The organism is Prosthecobacter vanneervenii, assembly GCF_014203095.1.
In the GTDB taxonomy this organism is placed as follows: domain Bacteria; phylum Verrucomicrobiota; class Verrucomicrobiia; order Verrucomicrobiales; family Verrucomicrobiaceae; genus Prosthecobacter; species Prosthecobacter vanneervenii.
Genome location: NZ_JACHIG010000017.1, coordinates 1 through 21,882, shown reverse-complemented (window position 1 = coordinate 21,882; position 21,882 = coordinate 1). Strand labels below are relative to the sequence as shown.

At 61.5% G+C, this 21,882-nt stretch carries 19 protein-coding genes; 8 read left to right on the top strand and 11 right to left on the bottom strand.

Translation table 11 applies throughout. The annotated features are described in order from the left end of the window. Positions 1-34 precede the first annotated feature (34 nt). Entirely contained in the window at positions 35-460 is a 426-nt protein-coding gene (locus HNQ65_RS24835; protein WP_184344247.1) for an ExbD/TolR family protein, read from the top strand. Between the two features lie 324 nt (positions 461-784). Here HNQ65_RS24835 and ltrA read toward each other — a convergent pair whose 3' ends face one another. The 4 genes from ltrA to HNQ65_RS24815 all read right to left on the bottom strand — a co-directional run bounded on the left by ltrA (position 785) and on the right by HNQ65_RS24815 (position 5,609). Next, positions 785-2,044, bottom strand: coding sequence for a group II intron reverse transcriptase/maturase (gene ltrA, locus HNQ65_RS24830; protein ID WP_221306291.1), 1,260 nt, complete (start codon positions 2,042-2,044; stop codon positions 785-787). Between the two features lie 849 nt (positions 2,045-2,893). After that, positions 2,894-3,214 carry a hypothetical protein gene (locus HNQ65_RS24825; RefSeq protein ID WP_184344243.1) on the bottom strand — a complete coding sequence of 107 codons (321 nt, stop codon included), beginning with the start codon at positions 3,212-3,214 and terminating at the stop codon, positions 2,894-2,896. 129 nt (positions 3,215-3,343) lie between these two features. Then, positions 3,344-3,688: a hypothetical protein gene (locus HNQ65_RS24820; RefSeq protein ID WP_184344241.1), complete on the bottom strand. Its 345-nt coding sequence runs from the start codon at positions 3,686-3,688 to the stop codon at positions 3,344-3,346. Between the two features lie 40 nt (positions 3,689-3,728). Next, a complete protein-coding gene (locus HNQ65_RS24815; RefSeq protein ID WP_221306290.1) occupies positions 3,729-5,609 on the bottom strand; it encodes a hypothetical protein in 1,881 nt (626 codons plus the stop codon). Positions 5,610-5,807: 198 nt separating this feature from the next. Here HNQ65_RS24815 and HNQ65_RS24810 point away from each other — a divergent pair, with 198 nt between their 5' ends. Next, positions 5,808-6,107 carry a hypothetical protein gene (locus tag HNQ65_RS24810; protein ID WP_184344232.1) on the top strand — a complete coding sequence of 100 codons (300 nt, stop codon included), beginning with the start codon at positions 5,808-5,810 and terminating at the stop codon, positions 6,105-6,107. Between the two features lie 22 nt (positions 6,108-6,129). On the opposite strand, the gene HNQ65_RS24805 is transcribed toward HNQ65_RS24810, so the two are convergent. Next, positions 6,130-7,107: an SMP-30/gluconolactonase/LRE family protein gene (locus tag HNQ65_RS24805; protein ID WP_184344231.1), complete on the bottom strand. Its 978-nt coding sequence runs from the start codon at positions 7,105-7,107 to the stop codon at positions 6,130-6,132. A gap of 144 nt (positions 7,108-7,251) precedes the next feature. Here HNQ65_RS24805 and HNQ65_RS24800 point away from each other — a divergent pair, with 144 nt between their 5' ends. Further along, complete coding sequence (locus HNQ65_RS24800) at positions 7,252-7,698, top strand: thioredoxin family protein (protein WP_184344229.1); 447 nt, start codon at positions 7,252-7,254, stop codon at positions 7,696-7,698. A gap of 400 nt (positions 7,699-8,098) precedes the next feature. Here the strand turns inward: HNQ65_RS24800 and HNQ65_RS24795 are convergent, their stop codons facing one another. Then, positions 8,099-8,488 (bottom strand): hypothetical protein, encoded by a 390-nt coding sequence (locus HNQ65_RS24795; protein WP_184344227.1) that lies wholly within the window; start codon positions 8,486-8,488, stop codon positions 8,099-8,101. A gap of 284 nt (positions 8,489-8,772) precedes the next feature. Between HNQ65_RS24795 and HNQ65_RS24790 the strand changes: the two genes are divergently transcribed. Continuing rightward, positions 8,773-9,252 carry a hypothetical protein gene (locus HNQ65_RS24790; protein ID WP_184344225.1) on the top strand — a complete coding sequence of 160 codons (480 nt, stop codon included), beginning with the start codon at positions 8,773-8,775 and terminating at the stop codon, positions 9,250-9,252. An 8-nt stretch (positions 9,253-9,260) separates the two neighbouring features. Here the strand turns inward: HNQ65_RS24790 and HNQ65_RS24785 are convergent, their stop codons facing one another. The 5 genes from HNQ65_RS24785 to HNQ65_RS24765 form a co-directional block, all read right to left on the bottom strand. Next, positions 9,261-10,568 carry a PQQ-binding-like beta-propeller repeat protein gene (locus HNQ65_RS24785; RefSeq protein WP_184344223.1) on the bottom strand — a complete coding sequence of 436 codons (1,308 nt, stop codon included), beginning with the start codon at positions 10,566-10,568 and terminating at the stop codon, positions 9,261-9,263. A gap of 149 nt (positions 10,569-10,717) precedes the next feature. Further along, the gene (locus HNQ65_RS24780) at positions 10,718-11,071 is read right to left on the bottom strand and encodes a hypothetical protein (protein ID WP_184344221.1); all 354 of its coding nucleotides are present in this window, start codon (positions 11,069-11,071) and stop codon (positions 10,718-10,720) included. Further along, complete coding sequence (locus HNQ65_RS24775; RefSeq protein WP_184344219.1) at positions 11,068-11,601, bottom strand: hypothetical protein; 534 nt, start codon at positions 11,599-11,601, stop codon at positions 11,068-11,070. The genes HNQ65_RS24780 and HNQ65_RS24775 overlap by 4 nt, the downstream gene beginning before the upstream one ends. A gap of 43 nt (positions 11,602-11,644) precedes the next feature. Then, the gene (locus tag HNQ65_RS24770) at positions 11,645-13,324 is read right to left on the bottom strand and encodes a ribulokinase (RefSeq protein ID WP_184344217.1); all 1,680 of its coding nucleotides are present in this window, start codon (positions 13,322-13,324) and stop codon (positions 11,645-11,647) included. A gap of 137 nt (positions 13,325-13,461) precedes the next feature. Next, positions 13,462-17,748: a PAS domain S-box protein gene (locus HNQ65_RS24765; protein WP_184344215.1), complete on the bottom strand. Its 4,287-nt coding sequence runs from the start codon at positions 17,746-17,748 to the stop codon at positions 13,462-13,464. Between the two features lie 239 nt (positions 17,749-17,987). Between HNQ65_RS24765 and HNQ65_RS24760 the strand changes: the two genes are divergently transcribed. From HNQ65_RS24760 to HNQ65_RS24745, 4 genes are all read left to right on the top strand, one after another. Continuing rightward, positions 17,988-18,668: a 3-keto-disaccharide hydrolase gene (locus tag HNQ65_RS24760; RefSeq protein ID WP_184344213.1), complete on the top strand. Its 681-nt coding sequence runs from the start codon at positions 17,988-17,990 to the stop codon at positions 18,666-18,668. Positions 18,669-18,740: 72 nt separating this feature from the next. Further along, positions 18,741-19,532 carry a dienelactone hydrolase family protein gene (locus tag HNQ65_RS24755; protein ID WP_184344211.1) on the top strand — a complete coding sequence of 264 codons (792 nt, stop codon included), beginning with the start codon at positions 18,741-18,743 and terminating at the stop codon, positions 19,530-19,532. A 62-nt stretch (positions 19,533-19,594) separates the two neighbouring features. After that, complete coding sequence (locus HNQ65_RS24750) at positions 19,595-20,455, top strand: hypothetical protein (protein WP_184344209.1); 861 nt, start codon at positions 19,595-19,597, stop codon at positions 20,453-20,455. 96 nt (positions 20,456-20,551) lie between these two features. Then, positions 20,552-21,787: a serine hydrolase domain-containing protein gene (locus HNQ65_RS24745; protein WP_184344207.1), complete on the top strand. Its 1,236-nt coding sequence runs from the start codon at positions 20,552-20,554 to the stop codon at positions 21,785-21,787. The last annotated feature ends 95 nt before the right edge of the window (positions 21,788-21,882 follow it).

Sequence of the window (21,882 nt, the reverse complement as noted above, 5' to 3'; positions counted from 1 at the left end):
ACTGAGAACCGGCCCCTGACCACCGCCCCCTGACATGGACCTCCGCCCCAAACGCCGCCCTGTGCCGATGATCCCCATCGTGTCGCTCATCGACATCATGGTCATCCTCCTCATCTTCTTCATCGCCACCACGACGTTTAAAAAAGACAAAACACAGGTGAAGATCACCCTCCCCGAGTCCAAGACCCTCGGTGGCGAAGCCCAGGTGGCCGAGACACGCGTACCCATCAGCATCGACGAGAAGCAGAAGATCTTCCTCGACGGCCAGCCCGTGGAGCTTGAGAACCTCGCAGAAGCCATCACGTCGCTGAAAGCCGCCAAGCCTGGCATCAAGCTGGAGCTGCAGGCAGACACCACCTCGGCCCTCGGCGTTCTCGTCAAAGTCTGGGATGCCCTGCGCGAAGCAGGCTTCAGCATCAACGACGTCCCCGCCCGCATCCAGCGCGCCTCCGGCGGCTGATGCCACAGCCTGTGGAAAAAAGGTCTGTATCCAAGCTGGCGGTGAACCCCTGCGCCGCGTCCGAAGATTCGGGCCTGGAGCATCGCAGGCGCTCAAAAAAGTGCGCCGTTCTAAAAACAAAGAACGGCGGACGCTTTTAATAATCACGTAGCCACACCACCCCCTGCCGGGCATCGCACGATGCGCCAGCCAAGCAGTCCGCACAGTCCCCTGAGCGGCACGTGCTGCCCAGCGCTCCCCCATAGATAGGGGTAGGGACGGCGCGATGAACGCCGCCCCTCCCTCCGAACCGGACTGGCAGTTTTCCCGCATCCGGCTCTCCGGTCAGAAGTTGGCTGCTACACGCAGACTCATGAGTTCCAGTTTCCGGGCCTCTTCCAGGTTGAAGACACCCAGCCTGACAAAGTAGCTGTTGGGCCAGCGGTGGTGGTCGAGTCCTCGTCCCTTTCCACGGTGCCCTGCACGTTTGCGCAGGATGCTGCGCAAACGCCCTCGCACCCATTGGTCCACCTCCGCCAGCGAACTAGCGGTGGCATGCTTGAAGTAGTTGAAGAAGCCTGCCAGCCGGGGCCGCAGCAGGTGCGCGATCGCGCTCATGCTCTGACCGCTGGTGCGCCGCATAAACGGCTTGAGCGTCTCCCTGATCTTCTTCAAGCTCTTGGGACGGATGACCCGGCGGATGCGCCCGCTGGTCTTGCCGTGCCAGAACCGGTAGCCGAGGAAGTCGAAGTGTGCTCTGGGCTGCCCCATGTCCACGATCTTCGTCTTCTGCGCATGCAGTTCCAACCCGGCCTGGGCCATCCACTCTCGCAGGGTTTGCAGGACGGAGTGTGCCGTCTGCGCGTCTCGACAAAGCATGACCATGTCGTCGGCGTAGCGCACCATTTCAATGCCGCTTCTGCTTATCAGGTGGTCCAACGGGTTGAGGTAGATGTTTGCCAGCAGCGGGCTGATGACTCCGCCTTGCGGCGTGCCCTCATCGCGCTCTTCCGGCTCCATCTCTCCCGCCTGCTCCATGATGCCCTGCTTGAGCATGCTCTCGATCAGCACGAGCACCCGCCCGTCGGCGATGCGCTCCCCCACCAGCTCCATCAGGCGCTGGTGCGGGATGCTGTCAAAACACCCCTTGATGTCCACATCCACCACATGGACCAGGCCGCCTTGCAGCAGCTCCTCCACGCGGCGAAGGGCACTCCTGCAACTGCGCCCGGGTCTAAATCCATAGCTGTGCTCGGCGAACTCGCGCTCGAAGATCGGCTCTATGACCATCTTCACGGCGGTCTGCACGATACGATCCGTGACCGTCGGGATGCCCAACGGCCTCTTCTCGCTGCTGCCCGGTTTTGGGATGTAAACCCGTCTGACTGGCTTGGGCTGGTAGCTGCCTTTGGTGAGGTGCTCTTTGACGGCGAGCAGCCGCGTTTGGCTGTCTTTGGCAAAGTGCGCCACCGTCATGCAGTCCGCGCCGCAGGCCCCTGCGTTGGACTGCACTTGTTCCCAGGCCAGTTGCAGCGTGCGTTCAGCGTAGATCTTGTCGATCAGACTGAACCACACTCCTCCTTTGATCCCTCTTTCGAGGGCCATGAGCATCTTCTCACTCCAGACTCCGCGTTGGGCCTTGTGGCGCTGCCACAGGCCTTCTTCATCTTGCTTACCCGTTGCCGGGACTGGCGATGATGGGGCTTCGCTTAGCCTTTCGCTGAGACGGTCTTCTTTCCTGTCATCCTTCGCTCCATGGTCATTACCCACTTCACCGCTACTATGATGACTCTGACTTCTGCCAGCCGTCTCACGACGTTCCTGCGCTGGCAGACCTCCTGTGTTCACGGCACCATCCTTGCCTGACATACGACCACCAACCACCCCAACACTCCCCACCACAGGTCCCGTGTCTCCACGTCGTGGGCTGATGCTTATCGCATCAGGGCTTCGCTCTTGACCAGCTGGCTCGCCGTCGTGTTGTGGCCGAATCGTGTTCACTCTCGTTGTTGTCTGTCAGGTTCTTTCCGTTGCTCCCCACCCCGCCTCGCGGCGGCGCAGTTACTTCAAGTTCTCACCCAGAACACGGTTCCAGATGGCCGGGGTCTCACACCCCGGAGGATCGTGCAGCTTCACAGCGCACTGGTCCGCACAGTCCCCTGTGCGGCACGCCAGCCCCCTGACTCACGAGCCCTCCACTGCAACACCGCAACCCCCAGCGCTCCCCCATAGTGGTCCGCACAGTCCCCTGTGCGGCACGCGTTGCCCAGCGTTCTCTATTCTTCCACCTCCTTCGCGCAGCTTTGCCATCACATCGCCGGAGAAGAAGTACTGGGTTTCTGCGCAAGCCTTGAGTAGCTCACCACTCAGGGCCTCACGAGCCGCACAGAGGACTGTGCGGACCACTTTGCGCCGCCCCAAACTCATCCCACCCATTCATCCAGCGCGCCCCCATCACCGGCACCCGCAAAACGAAAGCCAGATCGCAGTCGTAAAAAACAGTGTCATACAGATGATCACCACCGGCCATGTCTTGCGGCTGACCGCCTTCAAGATCAGCCGCTTCTCTTCAGCCAGATCCGGCTGATCATCAGGCAGAGGATAAAAGGCCCACCACGCCCCTCCAGTTCGGCTGCCTGCAGGCAGCTTTGAAGTATCCGGCAGGGCCAGCCCACGCCTGGCATAGGCAGCCTCCACGCGTCGCAGATAGCGGTGATGGATGATGCCCACCATCACCATGCATACCAGAAAGGGCAGAAGTGGAAGGTAATCCATAGAGCAATTGAGCGACCATAGCATACCCCGGCCACCTGTCGTCAGAGCACACTTCAAAATTCGGCGCAGGGCATCACTTGCATGCAGCCTCTCACAACCGGAAAGCAGCATTCAACAGCTGCTGCCTCATCATGGTTCATTCTCGCACTTCTCCACTTCATTCCAATCGATGAATCGCTCAAACACCTCCCAGCTGGACTCCGACCGCCTGGCGTAGGCACTGTCTCGTGCAAAAACCCCCATGATAATGCCCAGCACACCTCCGCTGAGCCCACTGAGCTCAAACTTCTCACCCAGGGCATAGATCAGCGCCATCACTGCAATGAAAATTATCAACCGCAGCGGATGCCTTCGATGATGCTCCCAGGCGCTGACATGCCCCTTCGTGCGGCGCATCACGATCAAATGCCCCGCCAGTTCTTTTTGATTAATGGCTTTCATGACTTCCTGACCTGACAATGGTTGGCTTTTCACTTGGTTGCAGAGACCTGCGGCCGTCAAAGCACCGCCCCCTTCACTTTCCCTCAAACCGCTTCCGCAGCTCATTAAAATACCGCCGCACCTGTTCGCGGCGCGCCGGTGGCAGCGCGGCCTCATCCAGCGCCGCCTCCTCGGCCTGGATCGCCTCCAGCGCCGTCTGCGTGGCACCGCGTGCGGCATCCTCCTTGCGCGCACCGCCCTGCACGCTGCGCACCGTGCTCTGCCCCTCGCTGCCCTGCTGCGCGCGCACCACGCTCTGCTGATCCGTCTTCGTCCGCTCCGTCGGCGTGTTGTTCAGGTCCGCCTTCCCCTGCCCCGCATTCAGGCCGGAACCCGGCATCGTCAGCATCGGCCCTTGCGGGTCCTGCGGCGCACCCTCGCTCTCGATGATCATCGTCGGCGGCTTGTCGCCTGGATTGGCCCCGCCCGGGATCGGTGCCAGCAGCATCGGCTGCCCGTCTCCCGGCTGCCCCTCCTTGCCCGCCTGTCCCTGCTGCGCCTGCCCCATCTGGATCTGCTGCTGCTGAGAGCCCGCACCTCCCTGCGGCTGCTGCTGCATCATTTGATTCTGCTGCCCGCTCTGCCCCATCCCAGGCGGATTCATCTGCTGCTGTCCCTGCTGCGCCTGTCCCACCTGCGGCGTGTTTTGCTGCCCCTGCTGGTCAGAGCCACCATCGCCCTGCTGCCCCGCCTGGCTCATTTGCTGCATCGCCCCGCTCTCGCCCTCCTGCTGTCCGGCGATCTTGCTGCCAGACTCCCGCAGTTGCTGCGCCAGTTGCTGCAGCTCCTTCTGCGCCTGCTCGCGCATCCCCAGCTCGCGCAGCTTTTCCGCCAGCTTTTCAAATTCCTTTCCCGCACCCGCCGGTCGTCCCTGCTGCATCTCATCCGCAGCTGAGAGCACGCCTTGGCCCACCGTGCGCTTGCGGTCCTCCGCATCCGCCTCTCGTTGCGCATCCTTCAGCGTCTCGCCCATGCGTGCCTTAGCCTCCGCCGTCAGTTGCGGGGACTTCAGCTGCTCCGCCAGCGCCTGTGCGGCCTGGGCCGCCATCTGCGCCTTGTGCGCCGCCACCGCATCGCCCAGATCCGCCGTGTCAGCGTGCTTGCGCAGTTCCTCCACCAGCTTTTCAGAAGCCCAGTCCTCCTGCCCGCGCCCCATCTCCTCCGCCAGCTTCTCCGCATCGCGTGCCCGGCGCTCCAGCTCTGCCAGCACGCTGCGAGCATCCTTGCCCTCCGCCTGCGCCAGCTCCGCCACCGTCTGCTGCAGCTTCTGCTTCAGCTCCTCCATCTTCTTCTCCTCGTCCTCCTTCAGCCCGGCCAGCTTCTTCTTCTCCCACTCCGTCTGCGCCAGCCGCCGCGCCTCCTCAGCCGCCTTGCGCGTCATCTCCGCATCCATCGGCACCTCATCCGAAACCGGGGCCAGCACCGCGCTCACGCCACTGCCCAGCAGCGCGATCACCACCGGCAGCACCAGCCAGCGATCCGGCCTCAGCGGCAGATCCCGCCGCAGCGCTGCAGGCCACGCCTGCCCCAGCACCGCACGCTGCGCCGCGATGTGCGCCCGCGCCTCCGCGCCCTCCTCCGCACGCTGCTCAAACCACCACGCCGAAGCAAACGCCTCGCGCCTGCCCGCCGCCTCATCCCACAGCGCCAGCGCGCTAAATTCCCCCGGCCTCCGCCACCACACATAGCCCAGGCAACCCGCCACCCACAGCAGCAGCCCCAGCCACGGAGAGAAAGCAAAGCCCGCACCGCGCAGCCCCGCCAGCACCAGCAGCACCATGCACAGGGACGCCGGCACCAGCGTCATCCGCAGCACCGCCAGCCACCGCCGCAGCACCACCCACACCTGCACGCGCTGCGCCACCGGCGCAAAGCTCGGAGTCATCGGGGCGCTCGCTGTCGCAGTCTCGCTCATCACAGTCACTACACCTCAAAACGCATCTCAGGCCAAGTACTTTGGCACACCTCACACAATTCCACACGGCCATCCTCCCCACACCTCGGACGCGGATTCTTCCACCCCATGCTCGGCCTGTTCAATCGTCACATTTGTGATGGCATCCCGGCGCTCCGATCCGGTATAACAACACCCCAGCCACCTCGCACAACCAGCATGAAACTGAACGCCGACATGAAGTTCGACCCCAAGGTCCGCGTGCTTCTGTGGTCGGGCGTCGTGATACAGTTTCTGCTTTGGGTCCTGCAAGGGCCGATGTATCCAAGCATCGAGTGCTGGCATGGTTTCCTATACGGTTCCATCGCCTACTGGAGCATCGCAGTGCTCGTCTTGCTTCGCAGGCCCTGGAGCCTGACCCGCTGGGACGTTCGCTATCTGCGTTACGGACTTATCATCATCACAGTGATCTGCGTGAATCTCGCGCCCGCCGTATGGCACTGGAGGATAGGTCTTTGACGATCCTGGGGGCAGCCACACCTCACAGCCCCTTCGCCAGCGTCTTCACCCGCAGCAGAAACATGTCCGCCGTGATGTACAGCGTGCTGCGGTCCGCACCGCCAAACGCACAGTTCGCCGTCGCCTGCCCTGTCAGGATGCTGCCCAGGTGCTTGCCCTCTTTGCTGATCACCAGCACCCCGCCCGGCCCCGTCGTCCAGAGGTTCCCCTGCGCATCCACCTTCATCCCGTCGCAGCCGCCCTTGCGCTCCGGGCTCTTCAGCCCCTGCGCATTGAAAAACACACGCCCGTTCTTCACGCTGCCATCCGCCTGCAGATCATACGCCATCACCCGCGTGTCCTTCGGGTCAGACACCGCCACATACAGCGTCTTCTCATCCGGGCTCAGCGCGATCCCGTTCGGAAAGCGGATGTCCCCCACCACCAGCGACACCTTCCCCCCAGGCGTCACCGAGTACACCCCATGCTGCGGCAGCTCCGGCGTCTCACCCTTCTTCAGGCCGTAAGGCGGATCCGTGAAAAAGATCACCCCGCTCTTCGCGATCGTCAGATCATTCGGGCTGTTAAAGCGCTTGCCCTCATACTTGTCCGCCAGCGGCGTGAAGCTCCCGTCCTTCTCCAGCCTCGCCACACGGCGCTCGCCATGCTGGCAGAGGATGAGATTTCCCTGCGCATCCACCTGCAATCCGTTCGAGCCCTGCCCATCGCCGCTCAGGCTCCCGCTCGGCTTCAGCACCACCTTCGCCGCCGTGTCACCCTCCTTCCAGCCAAACACCGTATTCTCCGGCACATCTGAAAACACAAGGCCGCCATCCCGCCACACCGGCCCCTCCGACCAGTTAAAGCCCGACGCCAGCACCTCGATCCCCGTCCCCGGCGCGATCAGCCCATCCAGCGCCGGATCCAGCCGCTCAATCGAGCCCTTAAACTCAGGCACAGCCTCCGCCGCAGCGGCAGCCAGAGACAAAACGAAAAGCAGAGAGATCGGGCGGAAAAGCATGTTTGTAAAAATGGGTTGGCCCCATCTAAACGCACCCACCCCTGCCTTTTCTACTTCTTTCCCACGTCTTCTTTTTGTTCCCTCTCGCGCCTCTTGGCGGCCATCCAACTTTAAACCTGAAACTTTAAATTTTTAACTCCCACCATGAAATCCCTCCTCACCGCCCTCGCCCTCTTCGTCGCCGCCACCGCCTTCGCCGGCCCACCCGCCGGCATCACCAGCCTCAAGGCCGCCATCAAAGCCGCACGCACCCAGGGCAAGTTCCTCTTCGTCCAGCTCGGCCGTGAAAACTGCGGCAACTGCCAGCAGCTCAAAAGCATGATCACAAAAAACGAGCTTCCTCTCTCCGACACCCGGTACATCTACGCCGACGTGGACTTCGATGACCTCAGCACCTTCGATCTCTTCAACCGCCACTTCAAAGCCGACGGCGAATACCTCCCCTTCGTCGTCATCGCCGCCCCAGACGGCACCCAGCTCGCCGCCCACACCGGCTCCGGCACCGTCAAAGATTACAAGCAACTCATCAACGACGCCGAAAAAGCCGCCGCCAAAATGACCGCAAGCCAGGCCGCTGCCAAAAAGAAGTGATAGCACGCTGCGCTGAAAAAGGGGTTTGCTGGCGGAAGCACGAGCCGACGGAGGGGGATCATCTTGATCCCCCCACCTGCGGCGTGTTTACGGATGGATCGAGAACGCTCGACGATGCGGGAGTGCTGGGCTTTCACGGATGATGAGCCCCGTTTTCAGCTGCACGTGGTGTGATTCCATAACCCGGCGCTCAAATCACGCGCCGCGCTTTCCGGCCGTAGGTTGGGGTGTGTTTGGCGCACCAAACACTCTCCAACACACAAAAAGCCCTCCGCCAAACCGCCCGACCGCGAGGACGTCCGTACGCCACAGCGCCATCAACCCGCTGAAGAACGGGCGGGCTTTCGCCACACCCATCCCACGACCACACGTCAAGCCCCCTGTCTCTGTGCACATGCACTCAGTTCAAACCCCGCTCGTCCACTTGCGTGACAACACCCTTCGCGAATCGAAGGGTGTATTCCCATCCGCCGAATCCTGAGTCAAAGCGGTAGGTCAGCGGGCTGTCGGCTGCGCCATCTGCCGCGATTCCGTAATCGCTGATCGTCTTCGGATCCCCGAGAATCCCCAGAACCTGCTGACGAGTGAGACCGACAAACCTGATGTTTTTGAAGATCCGCTGGGCGGCCTGACCGGCTTCTCCACTGGAGGCATTAATCTTTGACTCCACCAAGCGATAGGTGGACCGAATCAAAACGCGATCCCGCTCGTAGCCCTCATAAGTGAGGGCATCCGCTCCATACGTCAGTTGGGCAAACACTAGACCGAGCAGTGAAAGAGTGATTCGCATAAGATGATCTCCCTCCTGACTACGATGTCAGCTTTCGTTTCTTGGGCTATCAAAACTTCAGCGCCCCCTTCCCCAAGCCGCCGTCTTTGCGCTGACTCTGCATATTCCGATGCTTTCAGCACAGCTGGCTCCAATCACAAAACAACACCTATGCGCGGCCAACATTTGCGATAAGCTTTGCCGCCATGCGGGATTTCTTATTTTTCATTAAACGGGCAGCCATCGTGGCAGGCTCATTGTTTCTCGCATTCCTCGCATTCTGCGCCGCATGCTGCTATTACACAATGTCTCCGACCACGAGCATCAAGAAGTATGACGCCTTCATCAGCAGAGTGACAAAGAAAAGCGCCGGAGTCGCGACACCAGCAAAATTCGCCCATTTCCCAGATCGAATCCCGCCGTCAGCAACCGACGCCAAATTCTACTCTCAGCCTGGCTTCGTCGATGGCGGCTACACTTTGCTGCTGCTGACTTTTTCCGCCGCTGAAACGGCCAGTATCGAGCAGCGTTTGCGCGCTGAGCATTCCGGCCTCCCCAATGAAAAGCCCCCGGTTTTTCCATCCGCGATGCTTCCTAAAGCCTGGCTCACTTCAGGCTTTAGGGATCAGTCAGCCCCCATCGATAGCGCCAACTTCGAGAACGATTTTGTCTTCTTTGACGTCTCACCAAATCACGCGCCCGGCGAAACCAATAGAGATAAACTCCTCAAAGGAGTCGCAGTGTCTCAGAGCAGACATCAGGTCCTTTACTGGATGCAGGAGTGACCCCGCCCTCACCGCGCCGCCGTCTTCGCGCTCCGCTTCCCCAGGCAGATCAGGCTCTTGTCACTGCGGATGAAGATCTGCCCCTCGCTCAGCGCCGGCGTGGCAAAGACCTTCTCCTTCAGCTCGCTCTCCGCCACCAGCTTGTAGCTCTTCTCCGGCTGCACCACGCGCATCACGCCAAAGTCATTGATGAAATACACGCGCCCCTCCGCGCTGCTCAGGGAGGCATGGTGCTCGCGCATGCGCTCCTCCCACTTGATCTCTCCCGACTTCGCATCAAAGCAGTGCGCCACCCCCGAGTCTGACACATTCAGCAGATGACTTCCCTCGATGATCGGAGACGGCACATAAGACACCCCCTTGTTCGTGCGCCACGCGATGTGCGTGTTCGTCACATTCCCGCTGCCATCCGGCTTGATCGCCAGCAGATGGTGCTCCGGAAACCCGCCCGTCATGTACAGCAGGCCGCTCTGCTCGCTGTAAACAATCGACGCCACAAACTGCTCCGTCGGCCCGTCCATGATCCACAGCTGCTTGCCCGTGCGAGGGTCATAGCTGGCCACGCACATCGTGCCGGACAGCACCATCTGCGTGCGTCCGCCGATGTCCCGAATCAGCGGCACGCAGTAGCTGCGCGTCTTGTTCGGCCGCTCGATCCTCCACAGCTCTTTGCCATCCGTGCGCGCCAGCGCCACGATGTAGCCATCGCCATCATGATCGCAGTTCACGATCACCTTGTCTTCAAACACGATCGGGCTGGAGCAGAAGCCATGCTTGCTGGAAAAAAGCCCCGGCCGCACCTGCCACACCGGCTTGCCGCTGAAATCATGCGCAGACACCACCACCGTGCCCTTCGGCACCTCACCCTTGGGGATCACCCGCCCCGCATTCGCCGCACGCGTCGCCTCCGTCTCCGTGTTGTCGAGGAAAGCCGTAAACACCCGCTCCCCGTCCGTGGCCGGCGTGCTGGACGCCAGCGAGTTCAGCTTGTGCGTCCCCTCCGTCGGCGCCTTCAGCACCACCGTCTGCCACAGCTCCTTGCCTGACGCACGGTCCAAGCACAGCAGCACCCGCGCCTCCGTCTCCGGCAGCGCCGACACCACAAACACACGATCCTGCCACACGATGGGAGACGCATGCCCGCTCCCCGGCAGTTCCACCTTCCAGATCACACTGCCATCCGCCGAAACCGGAAACCCCGTGTCCTTCGACGTCCCATCCAGCCTCGGCCCACGCCACTGCGGCCAGTCCTCAGCCAGCAGAAAGGAAGGAGCCAACACCAGGGAAAAAGCAGCAAGCGCGCGGAAAGAAATCATGACCCCAACCCAAACGCCACAAATCGTGCCCAGCTTGCGGCAATCCAAGTGATGCAGGCACTCCTGCCTGCAATCCGAGCGTCCCAGCGCCTTCGAATTCTGCCCGTTGATTGATCTCAGAGGCACAGCTCACGATGCGCAACCCCAAGTCAAAGCATGGCGGCAAGGAATATCAGAACAAGAGACAGGATGCAGATGTAGTTAAGAACGCCCAGTATTGTTGCCAGCCGCTTCATTTCCGGGGTAATGTGCAATTGTCGGTCAAAGCACATCAAAAGCCTGAGCCAGTTAAAGTTCCGTGACTTTTCCCATGCATGCCGGGGAATGCTCCGCTCCACCGCCCACTCCGGCCTGAGCTGCCAGAGCTGTCGAAGCAGGGCCGTTTCTATGCCTCTGGAAGCAAGGCTACTGAATACAAACAGGATAATGAGTTCCTTCATAGGAGGATTTGAATGCTTGAGCAAACCATCCAAAGTGGAGGCAATGATCTCGGCATTGGTCATGCAGCTAAACGCCGTGGGCGCTGCCATTCAAAAGTGGTTTTTGGCCCCACGTAGCCATTCATCGCCACGAAACGAGTGGGATGAGGCATCACGCCATCCTTTGGCGCAGGCACTGTCGGCAGAAGCGCCAGCAGTTCAGTCCAAAAAGCATTGTCCGGTTCATATTTCCGACCGCATTCCGCCACATAGGCGACGACCATCTCGCTGCGCTCCCAAACCGCAAGTCGTGCAAGAACCTGGGGATCATTCCCCTCCGCTCCGAGCATGGCAGCCCCGCAACGGATCGAATAAGGATCGTAAACCTGCGCGATGCTAAGCAGCGCCACAGCCAGTTCCTCATTTGAAAAAGCCTCAACCGGGAGAAGTTCGCCCGCAGGCTCATCTCCCTGCCAATAGTGACGGCATCCCCGCTGCACAGCCAGCGTACGCAGATCCTCGGGCACACGCACCCCCAGCCTCCGCGCCTTCATCAGCAGCGGAGAAAGGTGCGTCGTGGTGCCAAGTTTGCGGGCCAGGGTTTCTGTTTCCACTGCAGAAGTCTAGCCGGGCTTGGCTCAAAGACAAGCCCCCACCTCAGCTCTGCCGCGCCCGGATATCCAGCAGATCCTTCATCACATGATTGATCTTCCCGCTCCACTCCGCCGTGCCAAAGGCATCGTGCAGCGTGCGATACAGCGCATACAGCTCTGCATACACCGCCTGATTTTCCGGGATCGGGTAATACACCTTCTCGCGCGTGGCCGTCACCTTCGCCTGCAGCGCGCCCACTTCACCGGCACCAGCCGCAGCCGCGCCAAAGATCGCCGCGCCCAGCGCGCAGGTCTGCTCGCTCTGGCTCACCTTCATCGGCTTGCCGATGATGTCCGCGTAGCACTGCATCAGCGTCGCGTTCTTGATGGACAGCCCGCCCGTGTTGATCACCTCCTCCACCTTCACGCCGTACTCCTCCACGCGCTTGATGATCGTCAGCGCGCCAAAGGCCGTCGCTTCAATGTAGGCGCGGTAGATCTCATGCGCCTCCGTGTGCAGCGTCTGGCCCAGCAGCAGCCCGGTCAGCCGCACATCCACCAGGATCGTGCGGTTGCCGTTGTTCCAGTCCAGCGCCAGCAAGCCGGTGGCTCCGGGCTTCTGGCCCGCCATCGCCTTCTCCATGTTCACAAACTTCTCGCCCACACTCGCACCGTAGCTGTCCGGCACCAGGTGATTCACAAACCACAGGAAGATGTCCCCCACCGCGCTCTGCCCGGCCTCGATCCCGTAATACCCCGGCAGCACCGATCCATTCACAATGCCGCAAACGCCCGGCACGTCCGCCAGCGGCTTGCTTGTCGGCGCGATCATGAGATCGCACGTGCTCGTGCCCAAAATCTTCACCAGCGTCCCCTCCTTGATCCCCGCGCCCACCGCGCCCATGTGCGCATCAAAGGCACCCACACTCACGGCGATTCCCGCCTTCAGCCCCAGCCGCTGCGCCCACTCCGCGCACAGATCTCCCGCCTTCACATCCGCAGTATGGGCCACCTCATACAAACGGTCGCGCAGGTCCGCCAGCGCCGGGTCCAGCTTCGCCAGAAACTCCTTGTCCGGCAGCCCGCCCCACTCCGCGCTGTACATCGCCTTGTGTCCCGCGCTGCACACGCCGCGCTTCAGCGTCAGCGGGTCCGTGTTCCCCGTCAGCACCGCAGGGATCCAGTCGCAGTGCTCCACAAAACTGTACGCCGCCGCAAACACCGCCGGGTCCGCACGGCGCAGCCGCAGGATCTTGCTCCACCACCACTCGCTGGAGTAGATGCCCCCGCACTTGGCGATGATGTTGGGCCGCATCTCATGCGCCAGCTTCGTGATCTCCGCCGCCTCCGCGTAGCCCGTGTGGTCCTTCCACAGCCACACCATCGCGTTCAGGTTGTTTTTAAATTCCGGCAGCAGCCCCAGCGGCGTGCCTTCCTTGTTCACCGGGATGGGCGTGCTCCCGGTCGTGTCGATGCCGATGCCCACCACCTGCGCCGCATCAAAGCCCGGCACCTTCTCCCGCGCCTGCTGCAGCGCACCGCGCGTCACCGCCTCCAGCCCGTCCAGGTAGTCCTGCGGATTCTGCCTCGCCACATGCGGATTCTTCTCGTCCAGCAGGATGCCCATCTCCCCGCTCGGATAATTAAAAACCGTCGATCCCACCTCCGCACCGTTGTCGAGGTCGATGAGCAGGGAGCGGCAGGAGTTCGTGCCGTAGTCGATTCCGAGAGAGTAGCGCTTCATGGTTGGGGTTGGGAAATGGGGAGACCGGTTGCCGATCTTGTAGCGGATTCATCCCGCAGTGCGAGCCAAAACCGGACATCCTTTGTGACCCCCGCGTGCCTTTTCTTGATTCACCCCCCGGCAATCCACAGCTCCGCCTAGGCCGCAGGGTGCAGCACCCCGTGGATCGTGTGCAGGAGCGTGGAGGCATTGTACGGCTTGCACAGCACATGCTCCACGCGCAGCGCACTCAACTGGTCCAGATGCCCTGCCTCCGCCACCCCCGTGGAGGCGATCACCGGCACCTTCGGGCTCAGCTTCCGCAGCGTCCGCACAAAGAGCACGCCATCCATCACCGGCATCATCACATCCGTCAGCACCACGGCCACCTCGTTCATGTTTTTTGAAAAGGTGTCGATGCCCTCCACCCCGTCTTTGGCCACCAGCACACGGTAGCCATGGGCCTCCAGCACCGCCCTCGCCGCGTTCGTGATCACAGGCTCGTCATCCACCACCAGCACCAGCTCACCGTGGCCGGCAGGCGGTGCGGTGTCTGCTACGGCATCTGCCTTTTCCTCCTGCTGCACATCCGCTGGCAGATAGATCTGGAAGGTCGTCCCCTCCCCTTGGGTGCTCTCCACCTTGAGCATGCCACCGTGGCTCTTCACGATGCCATGCACCGTAGAAAGCCCCAGCCCCGAGCCCTTGCCCAGCCCCTTGGTGGTGAAAAACGGGTCAAAAATGCGCTCGATAACTTCCTGTGGCATGCCGCAGCCTGAATCGCTCACCTTCACCAGCACATAGGCACCCGGCGTCAGTTCCGGCAGCATGCTCGCAAAGCTGACGTCGATGTCCAGGTTCGCCGCGCTCAGCCGCAGCCTCCCGCCATCCGGCATGGCATCGCGCGCATTCACGCACAGGTTCAGCAGCACTTGGTGCATTTGCGTGGCGTCCCCCAGCACCATCCGCAGGTCCGGCGCACACTCGGTCTCCAGCCGGATGTTTTTCGGGAAGGTGCTTCGGATCATCTGCTCCATCTCCTGGATCAGCGTCCCCACCATCAGCGGCTGCTTCTCGCCCTCATAGCCGCGCCCAAAGGTCAGCACCTGCTTGATGATTTGCGCGCCGCGCTGCGCACTCGTTTCGATCGTGTCGCACAGCTTCCCTCTCCTCTCATCCGGCATCGGCATCCGCAGCATCGCCACAGACATCATGATCGGCGTCAGGATGTTGTTCAGGTCATGCGCCACGCCGCTGGCCAGCGTCCCAATGCTCTCCATCCGCTGCGCCCGCAGAAACTGCTGCTCCAGCTTCTTCTTCTCCGTGATGTCGTGAAAGGTCCACACACGCCCGTAGTACGTGCCGTCACGCCCGCGCACCGGCGCGGAGTACCTCTCCAGCAGGGTGCCGTCCACCAGCTCGATCACATCGCTGCTGGACTCGTCAGGGTTCGCGTTCAGATGCGCCGACTTCTGCACAAAATATTCCGGATCCTTCACACGCCCCACCACAAACTGAAACTGCGGCGCGTCATCCGGATCATCCGCGATGTGCGGCGGGATCTTCCACAGCTCGTTCATCCGGCGGTTCTGCAGCAGCTTTCTCCCCGTGCTGTCCACCACCAGGATGCCGTCGATCGCGGAGTACACCTGCGCTTCAAAGAAGGCCGTCCGCCACCGCAGCTCCTGCTCCGCCTGCCGCCTCAGCGCATTGTCCTCCCCCACCTCCAGCGCAAAGCTGATGTCCATCGCCAGCTCGTCCAGCAGCAGCATCTCCTGCTCATTGAAAAAGGCCTTCTCCTCCGAATAAAGCGCGAAGACACCTCGCATCTTCTCGCCAGTCTTCAGCGGAAAGCTGGCCAGCGAGCGGTACCCTCGATTCACCATCGCCTCGCGCCACGGCATCAAGCGCTCATCTTGGGCGATGTCATTGCACACCGTATGCTCCCCGGTCTGGAAGCACCGCCCCGTCGGGCCGCAGCTCCGCACACTGTCGTTCAGGTCGATGTTGATCTGATCCAGATACCCTTCCACCACGCCAGCGGAGGCCACCGGCTTCAGCTTGTTGGCGGCGCTGTCATGCATTCCCACCCAGGCCATCCGGAAGCCCCCCGTCTCCACCGCGATCTCGCACGCCTTGGTCAGCATCGCCTGCGGCTCTTTCTCATGCACGATGATCTTGTTGATCGCGCTCAGCACCGCATAGATCCGGTTCAGCTGCCGGATCTTCAGCTCAGCCTGCTTCTGCTCCGTGATGTCCTGCGTCGTCCCCAGGATCTTGCCCGTTCTCCCCCCCTCTCCCATCAGGATCCGGCAGCGCACCAGCATCGCACGCTCCACGCCATCCTTGCGGATGATCCGGTGCTCAAACTCCCGCGCAAAGTTTGGGTCGGTCGTCGCCACTCCACCAGCCACCTCGGCCGCCACGATCCCTGCATCCTCGGGATGCACAAATCTCCGTATATGCTCTTCAGGTGGCATGGAGTTCCCGCCTTCCTGTTCGGAGGTCGTGCCCAGCATCTGGAAAAGATGCTCGTCTGCCGTGACGATGTTCCTCACCACGTCAAACTCCCAGTGCGCCAGCTTCGCCACCTCCATCGCCTGCACCAGTTGCTCCTGCTTCTGCCGCAGGATCTCGTCAGCCTCCTTTTGCGCCGTGATGTCCAGCTCGATCCCGTCCCACAGCACATGCCCGTTGGCCGCACGGCGCGGTGCTGAGGTAAAGAGGCTCCACCTCATTGCTCCAGACGGCATCTGCATGCGCAGCTCCGCCCTGAAAGGCTTCATGGCGGCCAGGGCCTCGGCCTCCAGCGCCATTGCCTTCGTTAAGTCCACCTTGGCCACCTGCCCATACATCACCTGCGCATCCCGCAGCACCTCTTCGGCTGAGACCTCGTGCAGTTTCTCCACCCCGGCGCTCACATACGTAAACCTCCGCTCCTTCCCCTCTTTACCCATGTCCAGCTGGTACATCATCCCGCTGGGCAGGTTGTCCCCCAGGCCGCGAATGCGCGCCTCTCCTTCCCTCAGCGCCTCATCCGCCTGCTTCTGCGCCGTGATGTCTCGCGCGATCTTCGATGCCCCCGTCACCTTCCCATCGCTGTCTCTCAACGGCGAAATCGTGGCCGAGATGAAAATCCGCTGCCCGTCTTTGCGCACGCGCACCGTCTCAAAATGCTGCACCGTCTCCCCGCGCGAGATCCGCGCCAAAATCATCTCCTCCTCATGCCGTCTCTCTGGCGGAAACAGCATCAGCAGCGTCTGCCCCATCACCTCCTCCGCCTTGTAGCCAAAAATCCTCTCCGCACCACGGTTCCAGCTCGTGATGACGCCCTCCAGCGTCTTGCCGATGATCGCGTCTTCAGAGGATTCCACGATGGATGCCAGCTGCGCCTGCTGGGTCTGCAGCTGCTTGCGTTCCGTGATGTCCACCACCGATGAGATCACGCACCTCCTCCCGCCCAGCTCGATGGGGTCCGAGTTCACATTCACCGCCTTCCGCCCCCCGCCTTTCATGATCGCGTTCATCTCCATGTCACGCAGGGAGCCCCCATGAAAAAGCGGCGCAAACATCCGGCTCCGCGCGCTGGAATCTTCCCAGATCCCCAGCTCCAATGACGTATGCCCGATCACCTCATGTGGCGAATACCCGATGATCCGGCAGTAGCTGTCGTTCACCTCGATAAATTTCCCCGTCTCCAGCTCCGTGATGGCGATCCCGCTGGGGTTCGACTTGAACGCTTTGAAAAACTTCTCCTCGTTCTCCTGAAGTTCCGTCAGCTCGTTGCGCCGGGTGGTCAGATTGAACACCAGCACCGCCGTGCACGCCAGCGCCAGCCCCACCACCACGGCCACGGCCAGATAGAGATCACTGACGCTTCGATAGATCGAGTTCGCAAAACCAAAGCAGTTGGCGTGGTTGTATTTGATCAGATCCTCCGCTGCAGTGATGGCTGGCAGGAAAACCGGCAGCAGCTCACGCTCCATAAAGGCGGCGTTGGCATCCCGGTCGCCTTTGAAAATCAAGGCTTCATAAGCCCGCCGTTTTTCAAAAAACACCGCAGACTTTTCCTTCACCTGCTCCAGCAGTGCATGGTCCTCCTTCGGATTCAGCTTGATGGTGGCTTGGTACTTTTTGAATTCATCGGCAAACTTCTCTTCCGCCTCATGCACCACTTTCAAGGCGGCATCCCGCGTCTCCGTTGTCTGCGCCGAGGCCGCCACCAGCACCCAGCCCACGTTCCGGGAGATCGCCATCCGCATGTAGTGCGCGTGGATCGTTCCCGGCACCGCATCTTGCGCGATCAGGTTGCTGTCGCGCTCCACTCGACGTCCGCTGTAATACGCCACCGCAGACAAAGCGATCAAAAGCCCCAGAATCGCAATGCTCGCCAGCCGTATTTGCAGGGAGCTGTTGATCGGGTTTTTCGGGAGCGGTTTTTTCATCAGAAGCGGCTGGTTCCACCAGTGTTTGAGCAAAAGTTCTCCATTCGATGTTGGCAGAAACTGGCTGGGATAAACGGCCTACATATCACTAAATATCCCCCTTATCTGGTCTGATCAGCAAATAAATACGGTCTTAAATTGCGCTTATCTAGCCCACCAACCCTGACGGGCACGGCACCATGCACGTCCAAAACATGGGCAGAAAGACCCCTCGTTCCCCCCCGTTTAAAATCGCTCCTATGACCCACCGCCTGCTTTCCCTTGCCGCCGCCCTCGTCTCCCTCTCCTCCGCCCTGCGCGCCGAAGACGCCTTCGTCCCCCTCTTTGACGGCAAGACCCTCGCCGGATGGGAGCAGCACAGCGGCAAGGCCGAATACCGCGTGGAAAACGGCGCCGTCGTCGGCAAGACCGTCCCCGACACCGGCAACTCCTTCCTCTGCACCGCCAAAAAATACGCCAATTTCATCCTCGAACTCGAGTTCAAGGTCGATCCTTCCATGAACTCCGGCATCCAGTTCCGCAGCAACTACTACACCCAGGAAACCGAAGTCGAGATCGCTGGCAAAAAGAAGAAATTCCCCGCCGACCGCGTCCACGGCTACCAGTTTGAAATCGACCCCAGCCCCCGCGCCTTCACCGGCGGCGTCTATGATGAAGGCCGCCGCGGCTGGCTCTTTGACCTCAAAAACAACGAAGCCGCCCGCAAGGCCTTCAAGCAGGGAGAGTGGAACCAGGCCCGCATCGAGTGCCGCGGCTCCAGCATCAAGACCTTCATCAATGGCGTCCCCGCCGCCGACTTCACCGACGACATGACCGCCGAAGGCGTCATCGCCCTTCAGGTGCACGGCATCGGCAAAAAGAAGGAAGCCGTGGGCAAGGAAGTGATGTGGAAAAATATCCGCATCCAGGAACTCAAGTAAAATCGTCACAAGAGTTCTTGCGGGAAACGAGTTGGAAAACTCGCTTCCCGCTGCTTACACTGCGCACAAACCATGAAAACCAACCGCGCTCTGCTTTTCATCTCCTCCCTCCTCCTTTCCACCAGCTTGCTCCACGCCGAGATCCAGGAAACCGTCGTCGAATACAAGTCCGGAGACACCCTCTGCGAGGGCCTCCACGTCGTGGACTCTGCCAAAACCGGCAAGCTCCCCTCCATCCTCATCATCCACCAGTGGACCGGCCTCAGCGACAACGAGAAAATGCGTGCCCGCATGCTCGCGGAGCTGGGCTACAACGTCTTTGCCGCAGACATCTATGGCAAAGGCATCCGCCCCCAGCCCCCTGCCGCTGGCAAGGAGGCCGGCAAGTACAAGACTGACCGCAAGCTCTACCGCGAGCGCATGCTCTCCGCCCTGGAAGTGCTCAACAAGGACGCCCACACCGACGTCTCCAAGGTCGCAGCCATTGGCTACTGCTTTGGCGGCACCGGCGTCATCGAGCTTGCCCGCACCGGCGCTCTTATCAAAGGCATCGTCAGCTTCCACGGCGGCCTCGACTCCCCCAATCCCGCCGACGGCAAAAACATCAAGGGCAAGGTACTCATCCTCCACGGAGCCGACGACCCCTTCGTGCCCGCCAAGGACATCGCCGCCTTTGAGCAGGAGATGAAGGACGCCAAGGTGGACTACAAGCTCGTCAGCTACCCCGGTGCTGTGCACTCCTTCACCCAGAAGGCCGCCGGCAACGACAACAGCAAGGGCGCCGCCTACAACGAGGCCGCAGACAAGGCCTCCTGGGAGGAGATGAAGGCTTTTTTTGGCCGTATCTTCAACACCCAGGGCTGAGCCCGGTCTATACCAGTCTCGCCCCTCCGTCCGTCCCTTCTCCACCCGCCGCCTCTCCGGCCATGAAAAAGCTCCTCCTGCTGCCTGCCGTGCTGGCCTTCACCACGCTGCACGCAGCAGCGGCGGAAGAGCCCACCAACTTCATCCGCTTTGTCGAAGAGGCCAAAACCGACAGCCTCCAGACGGCGGTGATGAGCTACGAATCTCCGCAAAAGGTCAAGGTGGACCTCGTCGGGGCCATCCACATCGCGGACAAGGCCTACTTCGAAGGCCTCAATCTCCGCTTCAAAAAATACGACGCCGTCCTCTATGAGCTCGTCGGTCCCGCCTTTGAAGACCGCGATGATCCCGAGGTGAAGCAGGAGGCCTCCAAAATCCAGTGGGTCGGCCAGCTCCAGACCATGATGCGGGACGCCCTCAAGCTCCACGGCCAGCTCGAAGGCATCGACTACCGCGCCACCAATTTCGTCCATGCAGACATGGACCTCTCCCAGTTCTCCGACACCCAGACCCGCAAGCAGGAGAGCTTCTTCTCCCTCTACCTCAAGGCCATGAAGGCCCAGGAGGCCGCCAATGAAAAACGCGGCGGCAGCTCCACCGCCTCCGGCTTCGCCTCCTTCCTCAAGGTCTTCACCGTCAAAGACAGCAGCACCGAGCTCAAGCGCATGATCGCACGCGAGTTCGACTCCGTCGAGGACATCATGGCAGGCATCGAATCCGGAGACGGCACCGTCATCGTCGGCGAGCGCAACAAGTTCGCACTCCGCGTCCTCGACAACGAGATCGCCATCGGCAAAAAGAACCTCGCCATCTTCTACGGTGCCGCCCACCTCGGAGACATGGAGCAGCGCCTGCTCAAAAAAGGCTACACCCGCACCGCCGTCAGCTGGCTCAAAGCCTGGGACCTCCCGCACGCCGAGTAGCGCGCCCCGGCACGCCCGGCTCTCCGCGCTTTCTGCAGGCTCCGTCAAAATCACGCTCGCCAGAGCACGCCGGGCATTTCATGGTGCGGCACCACCATGAGCTCCCGCATCCTGACCGCCCTCGCACTCGCCGCTGTATCTCTGCACGCCGCCGCCGCAGACACCTACTTCCCGCCGCCCGACAGCGAAGGCGGCTGGCGCGAGGCCAAGACGGAGAAGCAATGCCGCGATCTCGCCGGCATGGACCTCAGCAAGATCGAGCCCGCCTATATTCTCTCCGAGCGCGCCACCGCCCACGGCGGCCTCCTCGTCGTGCACAAAGGCTACCTCGTCTTTGAAAAGTACTTCGGCCGCGCCAGCCGCAACTGCAATCCCGACATGGCCTCCACCGGCAAGGCCTTCTGCAGCATTGCCTGCGGCATCATGCTCCATGAGTTCAAAGATAAGATCCCCCAGGGCCTCGATACCAAGGTCTTCACCGAGCAGTACCTGCCCGAAGCCTTCCCCCTCAATGATCCGCGCAAAGCCGACATCAACCTGGGACAACTGCTCTGCATGACCGCCGGCTACTGGGGCGAAGGCCAGACCCCCAGCGGCTATGTGAAGGGCGATCCCAAAACCCGCCCGCTCAAGCCCGTGCCGGGCCAGAACATCCGTGACCTCGACAAGTCCTCCCTCAATGTCCCGCTCTGGATCGATCCCGGCGCAGGCTACTCCTACTCTTCTCCCTCCCCGCACATCGCCAGCATCGTGCTCCGCCACGTCACCGGCATGGAGCTCAAGGACTACATCGACACCCGCCTCGCCAAGCCCCAGGGCTGGGGCGCCTGGGACTACTGCCTGCACCGTGGCGACTACGTGATGCCCCACGCCAACGGCGCGGGCAGCACCGCCCTGCATGCCACCGATGCCCTGCGCATGGGCTACTGCCTCGCCCACGGCGGCAAGTGGAAGGACAAGCAGCTCGTGCCTGCCGACTACATCAAAAAATGCCAGACCTGGAGCCCCTACAATCCGCACACGCCCTTCTCCCTCCAGTTTGAGCACAACGAAGACGGCCACGTCGCCGGTGTGCCCAAGGACGCCTTCTGGAAATCCGGCGCCGGTGGCTTCTGCCTCTACATCGTTCCCTCGCTCGATCTCGTCATCTACAAGCTCGGCGGCAAAGACGGCCAGTACGATCCCAAGCTCACCCTCATTCCCCAGCCCGAACAGGATCACAGCCGCGACACCTGGCAGCCCAAGCTCGGCAACGGCTTCGACGAACCCGGCGGCGTCGCCAACCTGAGCCGCGTCCTCGCCGCCGTCTGCGCCGCCGTGCGCCTCGATTAAAGTACGATGGGCACTCCTGCCAGTAGTGTTCGGCACTGGGAGTGCTTTCGAGCGGGAAGCAAAGAACCATGGCGCGGCATTTTGGCGACGCAGAG

What these genes read in the sequence shown, in the direction of transcription:
- HNQ65_RS24770 (WP_184344217.1), bottom strand. Translation starts at nt 13,324, where the DNA reads ATGAAGCGCTACTCTCTCGGAATCGACTACGGCACGAACTCCTGCCGC.
- HNQ65_RS24825 (WP_184344243.1), bottom strand. Translation starts at nt 3,214, where the DNA reads ATGGATTACCTTCCACTTCTGCCCTTTCTGGTATGCATGGTGATGGTG.
- HNQ65_RS24780 (WP_184344221.1), bottom strand. Translation starts at nt 11,071, where the DNA reads ATGACCAATGCCGAGATCATTGCCTCCACTTTGGATGGTTTGCTCAAG.
- HNQ65_RS24805 (WP_184344231.1), bottom strand. Translation starts at nt 7,107, where the DNA reads ATGCTTTTCCGCCCGATCTCTCTGCTTTTCGTTTTGTCTCTGGCTGCC.
- HNQ65_RS24800 (WP_184344229.1), top strand. Translation starts at nt 7,252, where the DNA reads ATGAAATCCCTCCTCACCGCCCTCGCCCTCTTCGTCGCCGCCACCGCC.
- HNQ65_RS24755 (WP_184344211.1), top strand. Translation starts at nt 18,741, where the DNA reads ATGAAAACCAACCGCGCTCTGCTTTTCATCTCCTCCCTCCTCCTTTCC.
- ltrA (WP_221306291.1), bottom strand. Translation starts at nt 2,044, where the DNA reads ATGGCCCTCGAAAGAGGGATCAAAGGAGGAGTGTGGTTCAGTCTGATC.
- HNQ65_RS24795 (WP_184344227.1), bottom strand. Translation starts at nt 8,488, where the DNA reads ATGCGAATCACTCTTTCACTGCTCGGTCTAGTGTTTGCCCAACTGACG.
- HNQ65_RS24760 (WP_184344213.1), top strand. Translation starts at nt 17,988, where the DNA reads ATGACCCACCGCCTGCTTTCCCTTGCCGCCGCCCTCGTCTCCCTCTCC.
- HNQ65_RS24815 (WP_221306290.1), bottom strand. Translation starts at nt 5,609, where the DNA reads ATGAGCGAGACTGCGACAGCGAGCGCCCCGATGACTCCGAGCTTTGCG.
- HNQ65_RS24765 (WP_184344215.1), bottom strand. Translation starts at nt 17,748, where the DNA reads ATGAAAAAACCGCTCCCGAAAAACCCGATCAACAGCTCCCTGCAAATA.
- HNQ65_RS24790 (WP_184344225.1), top strand. Translation starts at nt 8,773, where the DNA reads ATGTCTCCGACCACGAGCATCAAGAAGTATGACGCCTTCATCAGCAGA.
- HNQ65_RS24785 (WP_184344223.1), bottom strand. Translation starts at nt 10,568, where the DNA reads ATGATTTCTTTCCGCGCGCTTGCTGCTTTTTCCCTGGTGTTGGCTCCT.
- HNQ65_RS24745 (WP_184344207.1), top strand. Translation starts at nt 20,552, where the DNA reads ATGAGCTCCCGCATCCTGACCGCCCTCGCACTCGCCGCTGTATCTCTG.
- HNQ65_RS24835 (WP_184344247.1), top strand. Translation starts at nt 35, where the DNA reads ATGGACCTCCGCCCCAAACGCCGCCCTGTGCCGATGATCCCCATCGTG.
- HNQ65_RS24750 (WP_184344209.1), top strand. Translation starts at nt 19,595, where the DNA reads ATGAAAAAGCTCCTCCTGCTGCCTGCCGTGCTGGCCTTCACCACGCTG.
- HNQ65_RS24810 (WP_184344232.1), top strand. Translation starts at nt 5,808, where the DNA reads ATGAAACTGAACGCCGACATGAAGTTCGACCCCAAGGTCCGCGTGCTT.